We start from the raw sequence: 19,474 nt of genomic DNA, 5'->3' as shown, positions 1-19,474 counted from the left end.
CGACTCAGAAGGAGTCCGTGGTCAACGACTTGATCGTCTCGACCATGAGGCCCAAGTTCGTAAACAGGATACACACCAAAAACACGGAAGCCGAGAGCCACAGCAGAAAGTCGCCCACCTTCGCAGACTTTCCTGCCGCGATCTGGGCGCGCAGGTAGCCATTCTCGCACATGGCCATCTCATCATTGCCACCGCACTGGGGGCATTCGCAATAGCAGCTCATCACGCTTCTCCTCGCAGATTTAATATTCAATTTCCTTGAGAACTGAACGCCTGTCAATCATGCTGCCGGCAGTAACCTGGCCACTCAGCGCGGTTCACCAGGATGGAGGGAGTAATGATGCCAACACCACAGCCCGTGTATTTCATTGACTTCGAGGCCTCTGGAATCCATCCGGAGAGCTATCCTATTGCCGTGGCCATCTGCGATTGCACCTGGCATTTCACTGCGCTTATCCAGCCCATGCCGTACTGGACGTACTGGTCTTACGATGCCCAGGATATGCACGGGATCACCCGCGAACAACTGATAGCAGAGGGGACTGCACCGCATGAGCTGGCAATCAGGCTCAATCAACGGTACCACGGCAAAGCGCTTTGCTCCAGCAACCCGGTGGATGCCTTCTGGCTCGACATGCTTTTTGAGGCTGCCGGTGTGGAAGCCCAATTGGATCTCAAGCCCCTCGAAGCCTGGATTGGCCCTAACGCTGCCGCCGAGGTGCTGCGACTGATGCCTTCCCATAGCGCCCACAACGCGCTCAGCGACGCACAAGCACTTGAACGTGCCTACGCCACCTGGCGGATTGCAAACGCCTCAAACACTGGCAACGGCGGAGCCTGATATGGCGGCTAGTTTTTCAGTGATGATCAGCTGGAGTGCCGCCCTCAATTGCGCGCAGCGGGCCCCATAATGCGCCTCGCGGTGGTGATTGGGGCACAGGGCGATGACGTTGGCCTCGGTATCTGCACCCCCTTCGCACAACGCGACAATATGGTGCGTCTCCAGGTAGATGTCACCATTTGCCTTGAGAAATCCCCGCTCCGCGCAGTACTCGCAGAAACCGCCCGAGCGGGCAAGCACCCGCTGGCGCACCACCGCCGATCGCTCCCACACCAGTCCCTGGACGATTTTTTGCAGCGGCTTCTCGGCACCCACAAACTGATCGACGACTCCGACCCCATAGCCAAACGGGCTGATCTGCGGCATCGACGGCTCGACCGGGTCGTGATCAGCGTGCAGTGCCGTCACATCTTCGGCAAGTGAGTCGGCTGTGACAGCGACGATAGGGGCTGGGCCTCTTCGCACATGGAAGCTTCCATCCTGCATCTCGTAATGCACCAGGTGCCAAGGCTCCGGATCGAGGGCGCGGTAATCTGCCGAGGCTCGATTGTCTTCGTCAAACACGCGCTGCTTGGTATCCACCAGGGCAATACGCACCTCTCGCCCCTCCCATTTGCAAAGCTTGAGGATATTGTCCATTTCCTCGGCGCTGTCCCGCCATTTGTTGAGCCGCTGCTTGACCGAGGCGTCCCTTGCATCGTTGGCCCGCTCCTCCCACCGATTCCTGGCTTGCCGAGCATTCCCGAGGTATTCAACCCCGGAGTCCGTGAAGGTAAGCTCCGCGAACCACAAGAACAGCAGAACTTTTGAGCCACCTTCGAACGCCCAGCGGTAACAGAATTTTGGATTGGCGGGCGGCGTAATCTTGGGGGAGACGTTATGCCAGGCCTGTACGCTGATGCCCACCGCAGCCACGGTGTCGTAGACCCTGCTCAACGTCTTGGGCCTGAGCAGTTCCTTCAGCTCTGTATGCATCAGCACAGCCTCACTAGCCAATTGAGGTCGGTATTCTACACTTGAGGCTGGCTACGCAACCACAACCTTTCCAAGAAGGTGCCCCATGAAGCTCATCCCCCACTCGCATACTGCCGCGTTCAATTGGATCAATCAGGCCTGGGCCTTCCTGGAAATCACACCAATGGAAACCGCTCAGCTTCTGGCCCAGATCTGCGGGTTCCATGATTGGGAGGAATTGGCCAATGCCGTTAGCGACCAATCGACGTCCACGCCGTTTTGTGTGCTGACCGCTGATCAGCTTCGCTCCATGAGTGCAAAATCGCTGGAGCAAATCAACGTCAGGCAGCAAAGAGTGCTCAGGCGCCAGTGCCGGCTCTGCGACCATTTTCTGGAGAGCTTTCTGGAAACCATGAGCGTTCTCAAGCTGGAGACGATCAATGACAAGTGCTCAAAAATGCGTACCACATTGCCAGACTTGCTGAAGGAGATCACTGACCCTGTCGGCGACATGGACGAAGAGCTTGGCGAGCTGTTCGAGCTCATGGAAGCCAGCGCAAGCCTGCACCGCCAAGTCGATCCCAAGCGCTACCTCGATTTTGCCCAGGCCATGGGCTGGCGCATTGATGTTTCGACCTTCGTGCCCCACCATACCCCGTATGACGTCAGCTTTTACGCAGCCGATAACGCGGGCAGGGCAATCCCGGTGTTCATTTTTTCATTGGTTACCGAGCCTGGCGACCAAGATGATGAGGAGGCCATGGAGATCAAGAAGCGCGTGGCCACGCTCGCCGACCTGGCCGAATGGGAGCGGGTAATCGTCATGTGGGGCGAATGCCACGTCCTCAGTGACGACCAGGAACACCACATCACCTGTGTGGGGAACCTGCTGAACAAGAACAAATGGCTTGAAATGTTCGTCTGCGCGAGCACGAACTCCGTCGACGCATTATTCAGTCTGAACCTCCAGGCTGAAAAGGATTGGTGCGAACGGCATGAGTTGATGCCCTACGCAACGGACGTTGGTTTTTTTGCTGCCAGCACTTTCAACACTTACGTGCGGCAAACGCAAAAATCCACCAAAGTCGATTAACGTATATATTGACATTGTGACAAGGCTTGGTAGGATCGCTAAAGGAGGATCCTAACCATGTCCGAGTTGCCGCCGCTCCCGCCTCGTTTCAAAACTGTTGGCCAACAAGCCTTGGTCGATTCAGAGCAGCTTTCGCTACCGCGAAAAAGCGTCGGCTCCGCCCCGATCAAAGCCCTCCCGCCTGTACGTGGGTTCAGGACACCAGCAGTGGCGTTTCGATCGGAGGTGATCGCTTTGAATGCTCCTGATAGCGGGGCTGTGTTTGACGAGACCCTCGAAGAATCGCTTGGATCAATCGACGATGGGTTCGTCTTTGATGGTGCCCTGGATGAAGAGGCTGGCGATCTTCCAGCTGAGGAGCCCAGTCATGCGTTATGGCTTGCGCTGTGTGCCACACTGGGAATCACACCGTCCATCATGCTCGAAGACGACATCGTTGGAAACGGGGTCGCGCACCTCAGTCCTTCTCAGGTTCGGGCTGCAGTCGCTCAATTCAACCTGAGGGCTGACATTGCTGATACGGTGGTGCACGCTGCCCACCACTTCCCGCAGGCCATAAATTTTCACACGATGAGGTTTAGGTTTGACCGTTTCCTGCAGGCCATGATTACGGTCGCCAGGTATTGGGAGGAAGTAAAACCCCATCCATGGCCAATGAAAACGCCATCCCCGAACATTTTGAACATCTTCCTGGGGGCTGCGAAGGCAGATTTACCGAAAAAACACTGGGTTCACTTCTGCCAGGACAATCCAAACCTGTATCTGGATGTGCAGGCCATTCCCAAGGCTGTCGACCACACGGTGCTTGCCATTTTCATTCAGGCCTGGGTCTCTCGCCTGTGCTTCCAGCTCTACCCAGAACTCCTGGAAGATCGAGATGCCCGGATTGAGCGGGCAATTGCCTCTTTGCTTCACGCTCCAGCAACAATTGATCAGGGGCGGGTTGGGCTACTAGAGACAACGATGGTCAAGGGGGTGATGCAAGCCAGACGGGAGCTCTTCCTCATCCCCCTACTCAAAACCCAGCATGTGTACGCCATCGTCAAAGAAGCCATGATGATGATCACCGCCGCTGACTTCATCTCGCCTGAAACAACCTTCCATGGTTGTGTTGACTACGTGTGGGCCAGGCACCTTCTGGCAGGCGTGGAAGATAAGCAGATCATCAATGCATTGCTTGCCCCAACAACGTCAATGCCCGAGGAATACCAGGCGTTTGAGGCAGGGTTCAACCAGCTGATAGGCTTGAGTGCCAATGACAATCTTCGCCATCCCTTCAAAATGATGAACCTCCCTTGCGAGGTACGCGATGTCGACAAGCCATCCGAGCCCGTGCAGACCTACCTGCTGCACAGCAGCGCCAAACACCTTGAGCAGTTGGATGACCTCAACCTGAGATTTCCGCACTTCAAGGAGGTCAACGATTACCTGCGGCGCAAGCTGGTGTTTGCCATCAAACTGAACAAGCCGTTCCATACTGGGCCAATCTTGATCAAGGGGCCTTCGGGGATTGGCAAGACCTTCTACCTCAAGGCCTTGAAGGAAGCACTCGGACTCCCGGCGCTGGACATTCACGCCAGTCAGATTACCTGCGGCTCTGCATTGGCGGGCCTGCAATCCACTTGGGGAACAGGTCAGCCAGGCCGTGTGAGCAAGCATTTGCGAAAGACCACTGTTGCCAACAGCATGGTCGTGTTCAATGAGCTCTCACAATTGAAAATGACAGGGAATAATGGTCTTGATCCGGTGGCCGTTCTCCTGCAGCTGCTGGATGCTGATGAGTCTGCCGAATTTGTGGACGCCTTTACAAACGAGACGATGGATCTGTCCAAGCTCAACTGGTTCTTCACCGCCAATCACATCAACAACCTGGACAGCTTCCTGCTGACGCGCCTGACGATTTTCAACGTCGAGCCCATCAAGCACTACCGCGAGCGTCGCATTGTGGACGATATCATTGCCGAGGCGCTGAAGCGGCTGGATATCGAATCCTCCCGACTGTCCACGCCGGATGATCTCTGCTGCCGCCTGGTGCTGGATTACCTGAACAACGGGGGCAACATGCGCAGCCTTGGCACCATGATTGAAGACGCCATCGTGGACAGCGTCGACGAAGACGGGTTGCAACCCAGTGCGCAACTGAGTATTTCCGCCGCGAACCTGAGAAAGCACCTCCGGGCCTAGGGGGCGAAGAGCGCGGCAAAGCAACGCCAGAGAGCGCTTGTCAGCGCGCTGGCACGCCTCCCAACGCTTCGTGGTCGACCTTTGCCTCAGGTGCCGGCAAAGACACTTCGCCATGCTGACTCACACAGATCAGAGGCTTCATTTTCAGGGGCCGGGGAGCGTCATAGAAGTACTCGCCTTCGTTTGTCGCCCGGAAGAGATGGGCGCTCGGTGCCATGGCCGCAGTGACGTGCTGGGGCAGCTCCTCGTAGATCGCCGTGGTCACAGCATGCTCCAGGGTTTTGGCAAGCATTCTCTCCAGGTTGTTCCTGGGCGCGTCACCCGTCTCGTAAGCGCGCACCACCGCTGCCGCCGCCGATTTCAGGGAAACCGGGTCGGTCAAATACACGTAGTCCATGGCATGAGCATGCTGGGATCTGGCATCCATGGCCCGCATGACGCCATATAGGCGCCTTCCCTTGAGATCCTGCAGGCATTCGCCTCGACTGACAGTGCGACGCTCCTGCGCGATGTGCGGCGCCAGCAGATGGCCAAATCGACGCTGGACTTCGGGGTCGACGAATTCGATGACCTTCAGAGTGGCGCTTCTCAGCAGAAAACTGTCCTCAGCCTCCTGACCTTGCGTATACAGGTCACTGACCTGATAGTCGAATGTCAGGCGAACCTGGGGCAGTCTTGCATCCCCACGAGGAGAAAGCTCGGCATTCAGATCGCGGGCCAGGAGAATGCCATCGGGATAGCTGAACACCCTGCCGAGGGTGACATCCACGGGATTTTTGGCCACAGGGGATTCAACGCACAGGAGGTCGAGATTGTAGTCGAGGAGGCGGTAAGCTTGGGGCATGGCGGAAACTCTTTTCTTCTATTCTCCGCTGATAGGCAACCGCAAAATCAACCCTTGTCTCAAAGATAGGCAACCGCAAAATCAACCCTTGTCTCAAAGATAGGCGACGCAGACACCCAAAATCGAGCCAGGTCTTCCGGCAATTGGCCGAACCGTGGCTCGATTTTCAAAGGGTGTGGTTCTCAGACCTACATCCCAAGGGATGCATCTGCGTCATCGCGGCAGACGTGTCCCCATAGCTTGTGGATCTGTTCATTCTGCCTGGCCGCATCCCGCTGGAAAGCCTGGGACTCCAGCAGGTCGTCCGGGATGAAGGGCAGTGCATCCACACCTTGGGTAAGCGCTGCCAGGCAACGGTCGTAGGTGCGGCAATCCGCGTTCACGAGCTTGAGCAGCGCGCCATTCTGGCGCAAGGCCTCCAGCTCCAGTTCTTCGGTTACCAGTTCCTTGGGCAACAGTGGCAGCACCTTGTAGTCCTGGCGCACTGCGTCGAGGAGTAATTCTGGCGAGCAGTTTTCATGCTTGAGCAGGAGGGCGGCGAATGCCCAGCCGCCCAATAGCGCCTTGATGGTCAGCTCGGGGGTTCGCTTCTCGGCGGGGAGCAACATGAGCGCCTCGGGTCTTTTCTCCACAACGAACTCAACAACCCCTGGCGTCAGCTGGCTGTTGCTCAGGTTTCTGACAACCGTAACGTTGCGATCCACGGCCTCGATGATCATTTCTTCGGGGATCGCTTCTCGGCGCAACTCGTAAAGCGTCTTCGGGTTGCTAGCGATTGCCTGGCGATAGAAGGGCAAGGTCTTCAGCTCAGATGGAAGCGCATTAACCACATCAGCGTTGTTGCGTATGGCCTCCAAATACACCGCTTCAGTCCGCAATTCAGCAGGCACGAATCTGTCGTTTTTCGAGCTTCGACTCAGCCCGGCGATAACCATTTCCGCTGTCATCAGCGATTGTGGCACGTACTCCAGGTGGCCGTGCAATTTGGCGATGCTCAGGCAGCGCTCTGCAGTTACGAAGCGCGCAGGCAGACCTTTCAGCGCCAAGGGGGATCTTTTGATCGCAGTGTCGATCAGTGCTTCGGTATAGCAGCTCTCATCAATTTGGCTGAGCAATTCTCCTCGGATCCCGCAGGCGCTCAGCAGGATGTCCAGGGGGGCGATGGAAAAGCCGTTGCTGTTGACCCTCTCCAGGATGATGTCTGGGTACAGGCCCACCACCTGGCGCATCAAGGAGTCGGTTATGTTCTTGGGATCAACCTGCGAGGGCGAAATGGCTCTGATTCTGATGCCATGTACAATCAGCGCCTCGGTGCGGTGGGCTTTAGGCACTTGATGGAAGTTATTGCGCCACTGGTCACGATCGAGCAACTCGATGAGCACCCCATCAAAACGCCCAACCAGGTCGACGCCGAACAGCTGCGGTTCGGGTGGCCAGGCGCACGCCACCTTGATGAACACCTCGGCCACTGGCGCCAGCTGATCCTCGCCACGCTTTGTTTTGCGGAACGTTGGCGCGCCAAGCTCCAACTCCGACACCACCCTGAACTCAATCAGTGCATCGGCGTGTTTCTCCACCAGCTCGGCAACAAAGCCACTGCCCTTGAGGTATTTGGCAGCGGCAGAAGGAAATTTGGTGGAGATATTCATGGTTGCAGACCCTCGCTTGGTGCAGTCCTGGGAGTTTGGGGCATGATGCGCTCGTTGGGAAGGCACTCGATCAAGTGACGATAAATCGATTCGCTGTCAAACAGTTGAACACCTTCCCCCTCAAGCTCGATGGCTTGTTCGTAGTCCAGGCAGGCCACGACAATGGCTCGCTGGGGCGCCAGGCACACGTTGATGACATCCCCAACCCCTTCGAATTCGATCAGGTCGTAGCCATCATTCAAGAGCTGGCGACGCCAGGCCGAGAAATCGGCAAAGGTACGGGTGGGTACATGATCGCCATCAACTCCAAAGAAACGTTCGTAGTCAGTGGTTTGATAAGCTTTGGCGCAAGGAACGGCTACCACGTATACCCGCGCAGCATCCCCCTCACCCGCCTCGTAAGCCATTTGGGCGTAGTCGGCAGCGCTGTCTGGAATTTCAGACAGAAACAGGCCCAGTGCGGAATTACGATCCGCTCCTCTCCCCACGCCCCGTTCGGTGAATGCATGAATGAGCTGGGCTGTGCCGTGAAAGGCCAGGCGGTATTCACCCGAATGGATTTTATGCAGCAGTTCGTCAGGGGTCATGATCGCCTACCTGTGTTGTTTTCTCCCCTTATTATGGAATTGGAGCTCCTCGACTAGGAAGGCCAATGCTGCAGCGTGACGCCCTTTGGATGCGGCTTGAGTGGCCATGCCGACTCAATATTGGTATTATCCGAAAAACATTTTCGGTGTGAACAAATGAAGATGCATTTCAAGTTGCCCCTCATCGCGCTCTCGATGGCGGCGTGCCTTTCGGCGAATGCCGATGACTCTGCCATCATCGGCAAGGAATGCGCGGCGTCGAACAGTTGCGTAACCCAAACTCTCAAGGATTTTTACGCCAAGATCCTGCCGATGAAGCTGACGCCTGCAATCACCCTCACTGACTTTAACATCCAGCAGGACATTTCCGTGGCCTCGGTGTTGCTCACGCAAACCCGTGAACAGCTCATCGAAACCCCTGCTGAGGCGCGAGAGCTGAGCGCCACCCTGGATCAATATGCCAAGCAAATGACCTGTGGTGTCAGCCAGGGGATCGAGCAATATTACTTGCGCACAGGCGGCCAGATCATCTGGAAATACTATTTCTCGGATGGTGAGTATTTTGACAGCCGCGCATTCAGTGGGTGTAATTGAGCGTTGCCCATAGCTATACTGAGGGTGATCTGAGCACGAGTTTTGCGCATGCACACCACCCTCACCGCCTTCAACAAAGCGATTTGCGCCCATGATACCGGCTCAATCCCCGCCATCCTCAGCGCCTGCGACGAACAGCTTGCCAGCCTGGTGAGCGCTCGCAATTACACCGAGATTGCTGCCTACCTGCAATCACTGAGTTTCCTAGGCATTCGCTACCTAACCCATCGGCACAGCAGTCTGGCGATGGGTTTACTGCTTGCCCCGCATTTCAAACTCAGCGCAGGGGACTGCCTCAAGGTTCGGCACAACCAGGTGGCCGCCCTGTGCGCCCGTAAGGTTATGGGTGATGAGGAGATCGAGGCATTGCTGAAAGGATTTGCGCAACAACGTCGCCCCACAGCGTGCCACAACCTGCTCGACAGGCACGCACTGGAACGGCAGTGGCAACGAAGGGGGCGCGATTTTCTCGGCGCCTTTGCGTCGGCCCTGGCCGCCCACGCGAATACTCGAACCACACCTGAAGCGTGCTGGGTCGAGTTCGCCCTCGTGCACGAGCTTGAACTGGCAGACCTGGCTCAAGACCTCCATCTGGGCGCCGACCTTGCTGTCGCCGCGCTGCAATTTGGACTCAAAACGCTGTTGCAGACACTGCAAGAAACCATCCTCTACACACCGGCCAAAAACGACCTCGATCATTTGGCCAAGCTTGAAGCTTTGGGCGAGCGGTTTGATGCTGAAAGGAAGCGATCACTCCTGGACGAGCTGAAGCCGAACAGCGCCAGTGGAGACGCGCTGAAACTGGCGATCCAGGTGCACGACTACCACAGCCAGGCCGACTATGGCGCAACAGTGGGTAAACCGAAGGACGTCTGGGCGCGGAGCGACGCTGCTGAAGTCGCGGCCCACCTGTGGCCTTCGGTGAAAACACGCAACCCATTACCCTTGATTGCCTTGCTGAACAGAGATTTCCCCACACTGGAAAATGCACTGGACGTACAGGATATTTTGCCACCTGACCTCTTTAGAGAAATTGACGCAGCTCGCAGCCACTGCCTGGAGACAGATCTTGGACTTTGACCTGACCAATACCCATCCAAAGCCGCAGCTACAGGTGCTGGCCGACAATTTGTCGTTGGCCCTCGGGCAACACAACCTCCCATTGCTGCAGGAGGTTTCTCACGAGATCCAGCTTGAGCTGCAGCAGTTGGTGGCGGACAACGACATCAGCGGGCTGGCCTGGTTGGCTCAACACACGGAAAGGGCTTACACCTACTACCTCCTGGATGTGGAGGCGAACAGGGAGATCGGGCTTTGGCTGCTGCCGCGATTGAGCGTAGAGCACGAAGATGCTGTCACCATTACCGACCACCACCTGGCCACGAAATTTGCGGAAAAAGCCTGCTCGGGCGGCCAGGTTCACAATGCCCACTTCTTCCTGACCAATTTTTACCGGCAGGGTCGCCCCCACTGTAGCCACGGACTACTGCGCGAGGGAAATCTCCTTGACCTGTTCCGCTTGCTAGAGGAGCCCCAGCAGAAGAGCCTGATCCTGGAAATGGTGGGCAGCATGGCCAGTGATCACGCAGCCGGCAGAGCAAGCCCGGCGCCTTGGGTGGAGCTGCTGGTGGAGGTAGAGAAAGAGCACCCCGATTGGAGGATGCCCACCTGGGAGGGTGCGAGCCTGGCGGCCCTGCTGAAAGAAAATGGACTTCACCAGTGGTTCGACGCCAATATCAGGGAGATTCTCAGATCCCCTGCCCCAGGTGATCTCGACCATTTTCTAAAGCTGGATGCACTGGGCGCCAGGCTCAAGGGCCTGGAGCCTAAGGAGCTGTTCCTGCAGTCGATGTTAGGCTACAGTTCCACCGACAGCGCAGCGGTGCAGAATGATTGCCGGCTCATGATCCAGGCGATCATGGTTTACGACTTCCACAAGCACGATGACTATAGCTACACCACCTGCACGCATAACAAATCCTGCTTGAACCACATGAAAGCACAAGCGACCAGTCACATCTGGAAAACGGCGACCGACCAGCAAAAAGAAGCGCTGGTTGAGATCCTCAACCAAGATTTTGAAGACCTGGAAACTACCAGGGTGGTCAAAAAGCATTTCGACATCGATCTCTATCGCCACCTGGCTGTTGGGGGCGTCGACGCCCTGGAAGACGACCTGGGGCTTTAAACGCCGCTGGGCGTTCAACGATTATTCTTGAACGCATGCTGGATCTGACGGGAAGCCTCGCGAGCTTTCTCGCTGTCACGCTTCTCGTAGTTTTTCTTGCCTTTGGCCAGGGCCACGGAGCATTTGACCAGGTGCTTGTTCCACTGCAAGGACAGCGCAAGGCAGGTGAAGCCTTTCTGACTGACGGCTTCAGACAGGGCATCGAGCTCCTTGCGGCTTAGCAGCAGCTTGCGGGTGCGCAGAGGATCGGGCACCACATGCGTGCTGGCGCTCAGGAGGGGCTGGATGTTCAGACCGAGAACGAACGCCTCCCCGTTTTTGAACACAATATAGCTGTCTGTGAGCTGGGCTTTGCCGGCACGCAAGCTCTTGACCTCCCACCCCTCCAGGGCGATACCGGCTTCGATGGGCTTTTCGATGGCGTAGTCATGGCGAGCCTTGCGGTTCTGAACGATGACCTTTTCCTGATTCTTGGACATGCGATGAATCCTTGTCTATCAGCGGTGCCAAGAGGCCTTCATCGGCAGAAAACCGGAGCCAGGACACAAACTGGAAATGGTTAGAGTGCAAACAATAATACTGAATAATAACAAAAGGGCGAGGTGAGTCAATAACTCACAATGTGCGAGATATGCTTATTTCAGAGCAGAAAAAGGCATTTACCGGGGTTCGATAAATGCCTTTTTCCCTGTAGTGGTGGAGTCGAGGGGATTTGAACCCCTTTCCGCCAGCCCATGGCCTTCGGTCAACTACATGCTTAGCCGTGTCTACTTTGTTAATCCGTAACCGCCCGATCGGCAGGGTGTTTTGGACGAGTTGTGTAGGTTTTAGTCGCTACGCCCACAACGTGCTACACGACGATCCTGTTCTGCGTGACAATCATTTCGAGTTTACAGGCATCCTCTAATGATCGCTGGCACCGAAGTGACCAGAAGGGCGTTTCAGCTGCAGTTAAGCAGCGAGACGTGCGCCCTCGAAGGCATTGTCATTGGCAACTATAAGAAGTTGCAACAGTGGATTTACGAGTTCTGTTACCAACTCGGCATGCACCTAAGGTTCTAAAGCCGGCGTCGAATCCTAATCGACCCCTTGAGCCTTCATTTTACGTATTTATTGCCTGACGTCAATACCTGAAATTGTAATTTTTTAGCCTTAACCGTTAATATGGGAAAAATGCTTGGAGTGCCTGCTTCATGACCACCCTGCCCTTTCACTTCCCCTTCGAGGGAAGGTCTATTTTTGAATACCAGCTGAAGAGCTATCTCAGGGGCTTTCCCGCCGATGGACTGCAGACAGCCTCCGGCCAAGCGGAAATGGACGGGGTGTTCGAATCCATTCGTCAAATGGCGGGATCACCGGACTACGCCTACAGCGCCATGCTGGCAGCCCGACTGATTGCTGAGCAGCTCAGAAGCAACCTGACTGACAGCAGTGTCGAAGGGTTTGCCAAGCACCTGCAGTTTCTGAGTCGATACCGCATCTTTGACCACGCCTTGATCAGCCACATCAAGACGCGGGCGCAGGAGGAGTTAGCCACTCATTGCGAGTCCGGGGGCACCTTTGCTGACTGGCAGGGGCGCAAGAACGCAGAGATCTTGTTTGGCAAGGTCAAGCACGTAGCCCCGCAGTGGAGTGAAGGTTGGGGTTGGCAACTGGAGCATTCGGCACCAGGGTACCAGCTCAAGCAATTGCTGAGTGCCTACCTGGTGGATCCGGATCTGCTGGGAGTAATGAAGCCCTCCCTGGAAAGAGCACTTGCCCTTCATCATTTTCGTGGCAGCCGGGTGATCACGCAACTTACTAAGGAATGTCCAGAACTCCTGGTCGCGAGCGGTATCGAGCACCGGTCGATGGGCACGGCAATGGAGGACATTCTGAGGCGGACTGACTGGCTAAGACACCGTGATGTGCATGTGGCCAATGCCATCTATGGCAAGAACGGGCCTGCCAAGGCCTACGTGGACGGGATCCATGACAAGCGTCAGGCGTTAACGCGCATTACCGAGAAGGTGCTGAGCTATCGGCCTGATCCGCGATACCTCGAAGCCTACCTCACCATGGCTGTCGATCTGGCCAGCCACCTGGAAGCTGAAGACAATGACCAGCCCATCCACACCATAGCGCGACTGCTGTCCCTACCCGACATGGTCGTGGGGTTGGATATTGAAGCGATCACGGAGAGGTTGTCAGCCCTGCGCTTGGGCGATGAAGCGTTGCGCACCGTGATGAAGATGCACGAGCTCAATCGGCTCCTGCCCGATGAAAAGGCCTGGGTGCAGGTGATGCTTGATGAGGGCCTCAAGAAAGAGGTGCTGCGGCATTTCGCGACGCAATACCCCAAAGAAAAAGACAGGATGTACAAGTTGAACGAGCTGAACCTCCTGGACGATCGCGCTGCATCAAGACGGCTGATGCAAGATGTGCTGATGGCGGATCTGGGGTTGTAGCCCCCTCTCGGGGGCTAGCCTTTCAATTGGTACTTGCGTTCTCCAGGTGCTCGCCACAGTACGCGATGACCAGCTTTTCATTGATAACCCGAAAGTAGATTCTCAGGGAGTGTTGCGTACCGTAATTGCGGCCCACACCGACGTGCTGAAGGAACAGCTGCGGTTCACCCTCATAGGTAAATTCTCGCATAGCCCGGAGCCGTGGCGACTTCATTACAGTGTCGGACTCCTTGGCGGCATAACTCTGTGGAAGCACCGTCCTGGCTTTGGCATCCGGCTGGCCGCTTCGAATGCTGTCCAGGTAAGGATTGATCAGGGTATCGAGCAGCTGGGCCAGTCGATCGGGGAGATTGAAGTTGTCAGCCGCCAGTGCAGATTTGCGAGCGGAATCCAAAATCACCAGGCGGTCAGGATAAATAGCCGAAAAGGTCTCCAGAATCATCAACGGCGTCCTTTTGATGTCCCCCTTGAGCAACCCCAGGACTAGCGATAAATCAGCGTCCGCCTGGGCCGCAGGGGCTTGTGCACCTTCGAGCGCCGCTCGCGCCTGCAGCTCCGCACGCGCTTCATGCAGGGCGGTTTTCAGGCTATCGGTTTGTGCCTCCTGATGAACCCTACGATCCTTTTCATTCTCCAGGCTCAGGTAGGCTTGCTTGAGCTGATCATTCAACAGGCTCACCGAGGCTTCAGATTCCTTAAGCTTCCCAGTGGTCTCTGCCAGCATCTGCTCCAGGTTGAGTACCTCGGTTGACTTCTCGACGGGCGCACCTTCGACCACTTGCTTGTTTAGCGCGGCACACACCTCCCGAAAAGCATCTAGGTACTCGTCAACGATCTCTAGGAAGGCCTCGGCATCAGCCATGCACTTGCCTTTCGTGGCCGCTATTGATTGCGTCAACTCAAGGATTTCGTCCAGCGATCCTGTCTGATTGATCGTCATTTCTGTGAGACGGCTAACGTCCTTGCCCATCTTTTTTAAAGAACGCTGAAACTCCCGAAGAAATTCAAAGTTCTCGGAGAGGCATCCGTTTCGGCGCTGCAGAAAAAACCCGATAGCATGAATATCTTTTTCACTAGAAACGCTAATAACGGGAATATCATAGGTGACTACAACCTTTTCCTCTGCAACCTTCCAGGCATTGAGTGTATCGAATACTTTGTAGTTATTAGCAGTGGTGAAGATGCGACTAAACCCTTCTATCACACCCTCATGTTCTTTAGTAAAGGTTTCATTGAAGAAATTTTCCGATTCACATTGGTAATTTCCGGAAAGGATAATTTGCTGAGTAAAGTGTTCATGATAATTCACAATGCCCCAAGGGTTCTCACTTGGTCGGGCATTATTGAACAGCGCCCTGGCATGATGCTGAACGAATTCTCGGAAAGAACTTTGATCGAAAGGCTTGGGCTCTGGCTCCTGTTCGTTCTCCAAGGCCTTCTGCGCATCATCCTCTACGTCCATAGGTTCGACAGCAGGCTGATTGACTGCAAGCCAAGGGTAGGATGCCAGAAACACTGAGGTGAATCGCTCGGTGCCAGGTAGGGCCAGGAGAAGATTCAGCGCCAAATCGAGGGTGTCACGCAAAGGCTCAGAAATGGATTGGTAAAAATTCTGTGAGGCACATCGCTTGAGGAACTCCATGTTCTCAGCAAGATGGTCAAGCTCCTCTTGCTCTATGATGCCAAGTAGTTTATCGCTGAGCCTGGATTCTTCAACAAGCTCCCTGCGCGTTACTCTTTCAACCATGGAGGGATGGAGCTCATAAAGGCCTGTAAATTTCTTGCCGTTATCGGAGAACCATCGTGCCAGCGTTACTCGGTTATCGTGGCTTCTGAAGAATATGGCCAACAAGGCTTCGTCAGGAATGTTGTTGATGATGCGTTTGGGAGCAAAGTTTCCACCTGGACTCTTTCGCAATAACGCCGCCATAGTCTTGATTTTCTTCGCATCAACAATTGCATGACGCCAAGCGCGAATTTGATCAGCATCTTTGCCGGAGAACTTTGGCGGAAGTGGAAGGGAATCCACGGATTCTTCAAAGTGACTGAGGGCGAAACTGAGTAATTCATGAAGCATGCCTAGATTCCTCGCTCGCTCATCGCGTAACCCATTGTTACGAAAGCGAGAAATCTAGCATAAATTGAGTGGCTAGCGAAGCCCTTCGCTATCAGTAGGCGTGGCGCAACAGCACCTTTTGAATGGACTCAACCGGCGCCAATGTCGCTTTCAGAACAGCTTGAGCCAGATCGGCGACATTAACGAACCCGGAGTCGTCACCCAAGACCTTACGCGCTTTCACAATCAACGGAGCAAGCGCCACTGAATAGCCTTGAAGCAGCAACTCAAGCGTTTCAAGGGAAAGCGCTTTAACCAGGCTTTGCTCGTGACCATGATGCATGGCTCGCCTGAGCACCGCATCGACAAGCCCCGGTGTTGCTGTGGTCGAATCAAGGCCATTGAGCAGTTTGTAGTCAAAGTCCCATTCAGGGCCACCATGAATGATGGTATCGGCCAGCGGTAGCTGTGCACCAATTTTTGCCCAAGGGCCTCCATCGTAAAGCATGCACTGATACAGAAGGCGGATTGGCATCCCCATGCTCAGCCAATCCTTGATCTCCACATGCCCCTGGGTCGCGTACACCAGCGCGCCAAGAATTCGAGGGCAGGAGGCGGAGCCAACCAAGTATTGGCGCATTGCCTTGATGGCCGAGGCCTTGTCAAAGACAGGTTGAACAACCTGCTCAAAAGCATCGAGGTCGTTCAGGAGGGAGGGCGAGAATTTGATTACCTTGAATAGCGACTGCTCAAGGGTTTGAGGGCTGGGTGACATAGTGGACTTTATCCTTTTTAGCGAGGATTTTATGTCTTTCCAGTCCACCAAGCAATTGTCAACACTGCGATTATTGCATATATTGCCAGGTTTCGTGCCGAAACCCCGATGTTTAGGTCGGCGAAAACTCGACGTCACGCCGTGTCTTGATGTTCAAGAACTCGCGGTGCTCCGCCTTGAGGGCTTCGACGTCACAATTTTTGATGGTCGCGTCAGGGCGATCGCCTGTAATTTCATACAGCGTGTAACGACCAGGCTCTTCCGAGAGGCATTGGTCGGGCTGCACGATCACAAACGCCTTGTCGTCCAGCTCGACGGTGTGGCCTGCCCCATTGACCACATCCATAAACGCGATAACCCCTTGCGTGAGCTTCATGGGTTTGCTTGGATCCAGGCGCGAAAGCTCATCGAGACCCAGGCAGCCGATCCATTCCGGGTAGACATAGTTGGAACCGCAGTTGTCCAGCAGATCCACCAGTTGATCCTTGGTGATGACAGGCGGCAGATCAGCCTCAATGTCAAATTTGTGCTTCATCCAGGCCCTGATGTTATCATCGTCTTTGTAGTCAATTTTCATCAAAGGCATGAGTACGCGCAAACTCATCCTCAAGAGCTTGGCCAGGCCATCGATTTCGGCACAGGGCCCATGCTGACCAAAAGATTCGGGGTACAGCAACAGATCATCCAGGTCATAGGCCCTTCCTGATTGATGCATGGCGCGGTACATGGGTGAAAACGACAGCGGAATGTTAGGGTTACCGAGCATATCGAAAATTTCTGAATCATCCAATTCCGACATCTTCTCTTCAACTGCATTCCTGATCGCCTCCCAAATCTCCTCGTCATCCGCCACGGGGCCATCCACCTCCGCCAGGATATCCAGCAGATCCTCGTGCAATTGATAAAAGCCTGACTGGTGCAATGCTTCTGATTGGCAATCAATGCAGTCTGAGTCCTCAAATGCTTCGGTGAGCACCCAACCCAGGGTATTTCGAAACGTGGTGTTGGCGCGTTGCTCGACAGTCAGTGCCCGGAACTCCTGAATCGCCCGTGGCACTGCCTCTGCCACTTTTTGCAATTCTTTGTCCCCGAGTCCGTCGCGGTCTCCCTGCCACTGAGTCGTATAATGCTCGCTGGCAAAGTCATCGATGAACGGTTGTAGCGCCTCTAGCCAGCTGTCGCTGGAAGAGGGGTCTGCGACAGTATATTCATCATTATTGAAGACAAAAACATGGGGCTGTGACATAGTTTTCTCCTGGGCCTGCCTCATTATGACCAGCGCGCTTTTTCAGCCGCAAGAATTCTTGCACTGGGCATGGATCATTCCTTATTCTGGGTTTATTGAATGATACACCCGGACAACCTACATGCCTCTGCTACTCACCCCTATTGACCTGAATCCAGACCTGGGCGGCTATCTACTCAAGTACGCCGATCGTGAGTTCCTCACCAACGCCCTGGCTCAGGAAGAATCGGCCCGCGCCCGTGATGCAGGTCTTGAGGATGAGCCTGGGTTTCTCAACGTTTTGAACGCACTTGACCTGCAGAATCTGCGGTGCCTTGCCTATGAGACGGCGGCCACAAACGCCGCCCCATCAGACCCTGCTCGCGAGCAGATCCTGCGCATTGATCGTGATGGCGTGTTCCAGATTAGCCTGGCGGACGTTTACCTCGGCAAAATGGTGCATGCGCTGCAAAGCCTGGCTGTTGCACTGGGAAATTCGGCGCCGCAATCAATTGATAAGAAAAGCGTCATGTGCCTTCTGGGCCAGGAGACCAGGCCGCTGCACCTTGGGGCTCACCGTCTGGTCATCCGCAAGGGCGGCAGCCTCTGTCTCAATGATGGGGCGGAGATGGCAGTGGCCAGGCGGCACCTGACACTTCTCAACAACCTCTACAGCCAGTTCAAGGCTGCTGCTCTCACAACAAGAAACTCGGATCGCCACGCGACCAGAGACATGGGGATTAAATGATGCACCAAGGCGAACACATCAAGCGTTTGGTTTTGGCCGACAAAATGCCCACATTTCTCTCCAGGGTCGAGAGAATTAACGAGAAATTGAAAAGCGGTGGCCTGCCGATCATCAAGATTACCCATGGAGACAGCACTATCAGGGTCATTGATGTTCCAGGCTTTGGCGCGGCCCGATTGCCCATGGTCGAGATCATGATCACCAGGGAAGCGACTTCTTTGTCTGCCGGCGCCGTGCAGTTGCTGGCCAAGACCACGATCGACGCCAGCCTGGGTACCCGCGCCCTGCAGCATCGAACCTACGGGGAGCTGACTGCGGAACAACGCGAGCGCGTTGAACACCCGGCAAACCCCGCTGCGTGCGATCATTGCACCTCGAACCGTAACCGCGCCTATATCTTCACCCTGAACACGCCAGGCGGTGTCATGCGCGTGGGCGGCGGGTGCATGAAGGACTTCATGGGCTTTGACATGACCCGCTGGGCAGGAGCGCTCAACGACGTGATCGAAGAGGCTGAAAAGCTGTCCCAGATCACCTTCAGCGAGGTCAACGAGCACGAAGTCATTCCACTGCGCCTGTTCCTTGGCGAAGCGGTGAAACTGGTGGCTGAGCACGGTTACCAGAAGCGCGAGACGGGCTTCCCCACGGGCGAAGCGGCCTTCGAAATCTGCCAGGCGCTGATCTGCGACAACATTGAAATGGAAAGTCCCGAGGTCAAGGATCGGGTCAGTGCGGTCATCGACTACATCAAGGACAGTGAGTACCGGGAGAAAGACAAGCACCTGGACTACTTCGTGAACCTGCGCACTATGGTCAATGTCGGGCATTTAACGCTCAAGCAATCAAACCTCATCGCCAGTGCCGTGGCGTCACTGGATCGCCACCAGGCTGCGCTGCGCAAAGAGGAGGAACACAAAGGCATCGCCGAGACCTTCGTCGGGCAGTCAAAGGATCGCCTGGTGCTGAAAAACCTCAAGCTCCATTCCGTCAGCCACGGCAGCAACCTCTATGGGGCCACCACCACCTTCAGAATGACCGATGAAAATGGGGCGTACTATCAGTGGAAGGCAGCAGGCATCTTTGACATGGAAGCCGGTGGCATGGTCAACCTGATCGGCACCATCAAACACGAGAAGTTCTACTCCGGCTTCTACAAGAAAGAGATCTGCTGCAATTCCCTCTCGCGTTGCCAATTCCTGACCCCTGAAGAGGTGCTGGCCCTGGAAAGCAAGAAGCCGCGCAAGAAAAGCACGGCTCCCAGTGTAGACAGCAGTCCTGCCCCTTGAGGG

18 protein-coding genes and 1 other RNA gene are annotated in these 19,474 nt (G+C 55.3%); 9 read left to right on the top strand and 10 right to left on the bottom strand.

Annotation, left to right across the window (positions count from 1 at the left end; all coding sequences use genetic code 11):
* Window positions 1-4: 4 nt before the first annotated feature.
* Window positions 5-223 carry a hypothetical protein gene (locus tag ACLCGK_RS07170; RefSeq protein WP_410951644.1) on the bottom strand — a complete coding sequence of 73 codons (219 nt, stop codon included), beginning with the start codon at window positions 221-223 and terminating at the stop codon, window positions 5-7.
* Window positions 224-337: 114 nt separating this feature from the next.
* Here ACLCGK_RS07170 and ACLCGK_RS07165 point away from each other — a divergent pair, with 114 nt between their 5' ends.
* Complete coding sequence (locus ACLCGK_RS07165) at window positions 338-841, top strand: hypothetical protein (RefSeq protein WP_410951643.1); 504 nt, start codon at window positions 338-340, stop codon at window positions 839-841.
* Here ACLCGK_RS07165 and ACLCGK_RS07160 read toward each other — a convergent pair.
* A complete protein-coding gene (locus ACLCGK_RS07160) occupies window positions 815-1,816 on the bottom strand; it encodes an HNH endonuclease (RefSeq protein WP_410951642.1) in 1,002 nt (333 codons plus the stop codon). The genes ACLCGK_RS07165 and ACLCGK_RS07160 overlap by 27 nt on opposite strands.
* Before the next feature lie 85 nt (window positions 1,817-1,901).
* On the opposite strand from ACLCGK_RS07160, the gene ACLCGK_RS07155 reads away from it, so the two are divergent.
* Together ACLCGK_RS07155 and ACLCGK_RS07150 are read left to right on the top strand one after the other, a co-directional pair.
* Window positions 1,902-2,888, top strand: a complete 987-nt coding sequence (locus ACLCGK_RS07155; RefSeq protein ID WP_056798013.1) for a hypothetical protein — start codon at window positions 1,902-1,904, stop codon at window positions 2,886-2,888.
* Window positions 2,889-2,945: 57 nt separating this feature from the next.
* Entirely contained in the window at window positions 2,946-5,072 is a 2,127-nt protein-coding gene (locus ACLCGK_RS07150; protein WP_410951641.1) for an AAA family ATPase, read from the top strand.
* A gap of 40 nt (window positions 5,073-5,112) precedes the next feature.
* Here the strand turns inward: ACLCGK_RS07150 and ACLCGK_RS07145 are convergent, their stop codons facing one another.
* The 3 genes from ACLCGK_RS07145 to ACLCGK_RS07135 form a co-directional block, all read right to left on the bottom strand.
* Window positions 5,113-5,916 (bottom strand): hypothetical protein, encoded by an 804-nt coding sequence (locus ACLCGK_RS07145; protein ID WP_410951640.1) that lies wholly within the window; start codon window positions 5,914-5,916, stop codon window positions 5,113-5,115.
* Between the two features lie 188 nt (window positions 5,917-6,104).
* Window positions 6,105-7,565 (bottom strand): hypothetical protein, encoded by a 1,461-nt coding sequence (locus ACLCGK_RS07140; protein ID WP_410951639.1) that lies wholly within the window; start codon window positions 7,563-7,565, stop codon window positions 6,105-6,107.
* Entirely contained in the window at window positions 7,562-8,152 is a 591-nt protein-coding gene (locus ACLCGK_RS07135) for a hypothetical protein (protein WP_056798002.1), read from the bottom strand. The genes ACLCGK_RS07140 and ACLCGK_RS07135 overlap by 4 nt, the downstream gene beginning before the upstream one ends.
* A gap of 156 nt (window positions 8,153-8,308) precedes the next feature.
* Between ACLCGK_RS07135 and ACLCGK_RS07130 the strand changes: the two genes are divergently transcribed.
* From ACLCGK_RS07130 to ACLCGK_RS07120, 3 genes are read left to right on the top strand one after another with little or no spacing between them, the layout of a single operon-like run.
* Window positions 8,309-8,746, top strand: a complete 438-nt coding sequence (locus tag ACLCGK_RS07130; protein ID WP_056797999.1) for a hypothetical protein — start codon at window positions 8,309-8,311, stop codon at window positions 8,744-8,746.
* A 48-nt stretch (window positions 8,747-8,794) separates the two neighbouring features.
* The gene (locus ACLCGK_RS07125; protein WP_410951638.1) at window positions 8,795-9,826 is read left to right on the top strand and encodes a hypothetical protein; all 1,032 of its coding nucleotides are present in this window, start codon (window positions 8,795-8,797) and stop codon (window positions 9,824-9,826) included.
* Window positions 9,816-10,934 carry a hypothetical protein gene (locus ACLCGK_RS07120; RefSeq protein WP_410951637.1) on the top strand — a complete coding sequence of 373 codons (1,119 nt, stop codon included), beginning with the start codon at window positions 9,816-9,818 and terminating at the stop codon, window positions 10,932-10,934. The genes ACLCGK_RS07125 and ACLCGK_RS07120 overlap by 11 nt, the downstream gene beginning before the upstream one ends.
* Window positions 10,935-10,948: 14 nt before the next feature.
* On the opposite strand, the gene smpB is transcribed toward ACLCGK_RS07120, so the two are convergent.
* Both smpB and ssrA read right to left on the bottom strand, forming a co-directional pair.
* The gene (gene smpB / locus ACLCGK_RS07115) at window positions 10,949-11,422 is read right to left on the bottom strand and encodes an SsrA-binding protein SmpB (protein ID WP_410951772.1); all 474 of its coding nucleotides are present in this window, start codon (window positions 11,420-11,422) and stop codon (window positions 10,949-10,951) included.
* Window positions 11,423-11,628: 206 nt separating this feature from the next.
* Window positions 11,629-12,023, bottom strand: a transfer-messenger RNA (tmRNA) gene (gene ssrA, locus ACLCGK_RS07110).
* Window positions 12,024-12,127: 104 nt separating this feature from the next.
* Between ssrA and ACLCGK_RS07105 the strand changes: the two genes are divergently transcribed.
* Window positions 12,128-13,381, top strand: a complete 1,254-nt coding sequence (locus ACLCGK_RS07105) for a hypothetical protein (protein ID WP_410951636.1) — start codon at window positions 12,128-12,130, stop codon at window positions 13,379-13,381.
* Window positions 13,382-13,403: 22 nt separating this feature from the next.
* On the opposite strand, the gene ACLCGK_RS07100 is transcribed toward ACLCGK_RS07105, so the two are convergent.
* From ACLCGK_RS07100 to ACLCGK_RS07090, 3 genes are all read right to left on the bottom strand, one after another.
* Window positions 13,404-15,458, bottom strand: coding sequence for a hypothetical protein (locus ACLCGK_RS07100; RefSeq protein WP_410951635.1), 2,055 nt, complete (start codon window positions 15,456-15,458; stop codon window positions 13,404-13,406).
* A gap of 91 nt (window positions 15,459-15,549) precedes the next feature.
* Window positions 15,550-16,212 (bottom strand): hypothetical protein, encoded by a 663-nt coding sequence (locus tag ACLCGK_RS07095; RefSeq protein WP_410951634.1) that lies wholly within the window; start codon window positions 16,210-16,212, stop codon window positions 15,550-15,552.
* A gap of 112 nt (window positions 16,213-16,324) precedes the next feature.
* The gene (locus ACLCGK_RS07090) at window positions 16,325-17,458 is read right to left on the bottom strand and encodes a hypothetical protein (protein ID WP_410951633.1); all 1,134 of its coding nucleotides are present in this window, start codon (window positions 17,456-17,458) and stop codon (window positions 16,325-16,327) included.
* Between the two features lie 121 nt (window positions 17,459-17,579).
* Here ACLCGK_RS07090 and ACLCGK_RS07085 point away from each other — a divergent pair, with 121 nt between their 5' ends.
* Both ACLCGK_RS07085 and ACLCGK_RS07080 read left to right on the top strand, forming a co-directional pair.
* Window positions 17,580-18,185, top strand: coding sequence for a hypothetical protein (locus tag ACLCGK_RS07085; RefSeq protein WP_410951632.1), 606 nt, complete (start codon window positions 17,580-17,582; stop codon window positions 18,183-18,185).
* Complete coding sequence (locus ACLCGK_RS07080) at window positions 18,182-19,471, top strand: hypothetical protein (protein WP_410951631.1); 1,290 nt, start codon at window positions 18,182-18,184, stop codon at window positions 19,469-19,471. Before ACLCGK_RS07085 ends, ACLCGK_RS07080 begins: the two co-directional genes overlap by 4 nt.
* Window positions 19,472-19,474: the final 3 nt, after the last annotated feature.

The organism is Pseudomonas sp. S1(2024) (assembly GCF_046557535.1).
Note: the sequence above shows the minus strand (reverse complement) of the source record. Positions and strands in the feature narration are given on the sequence as shown.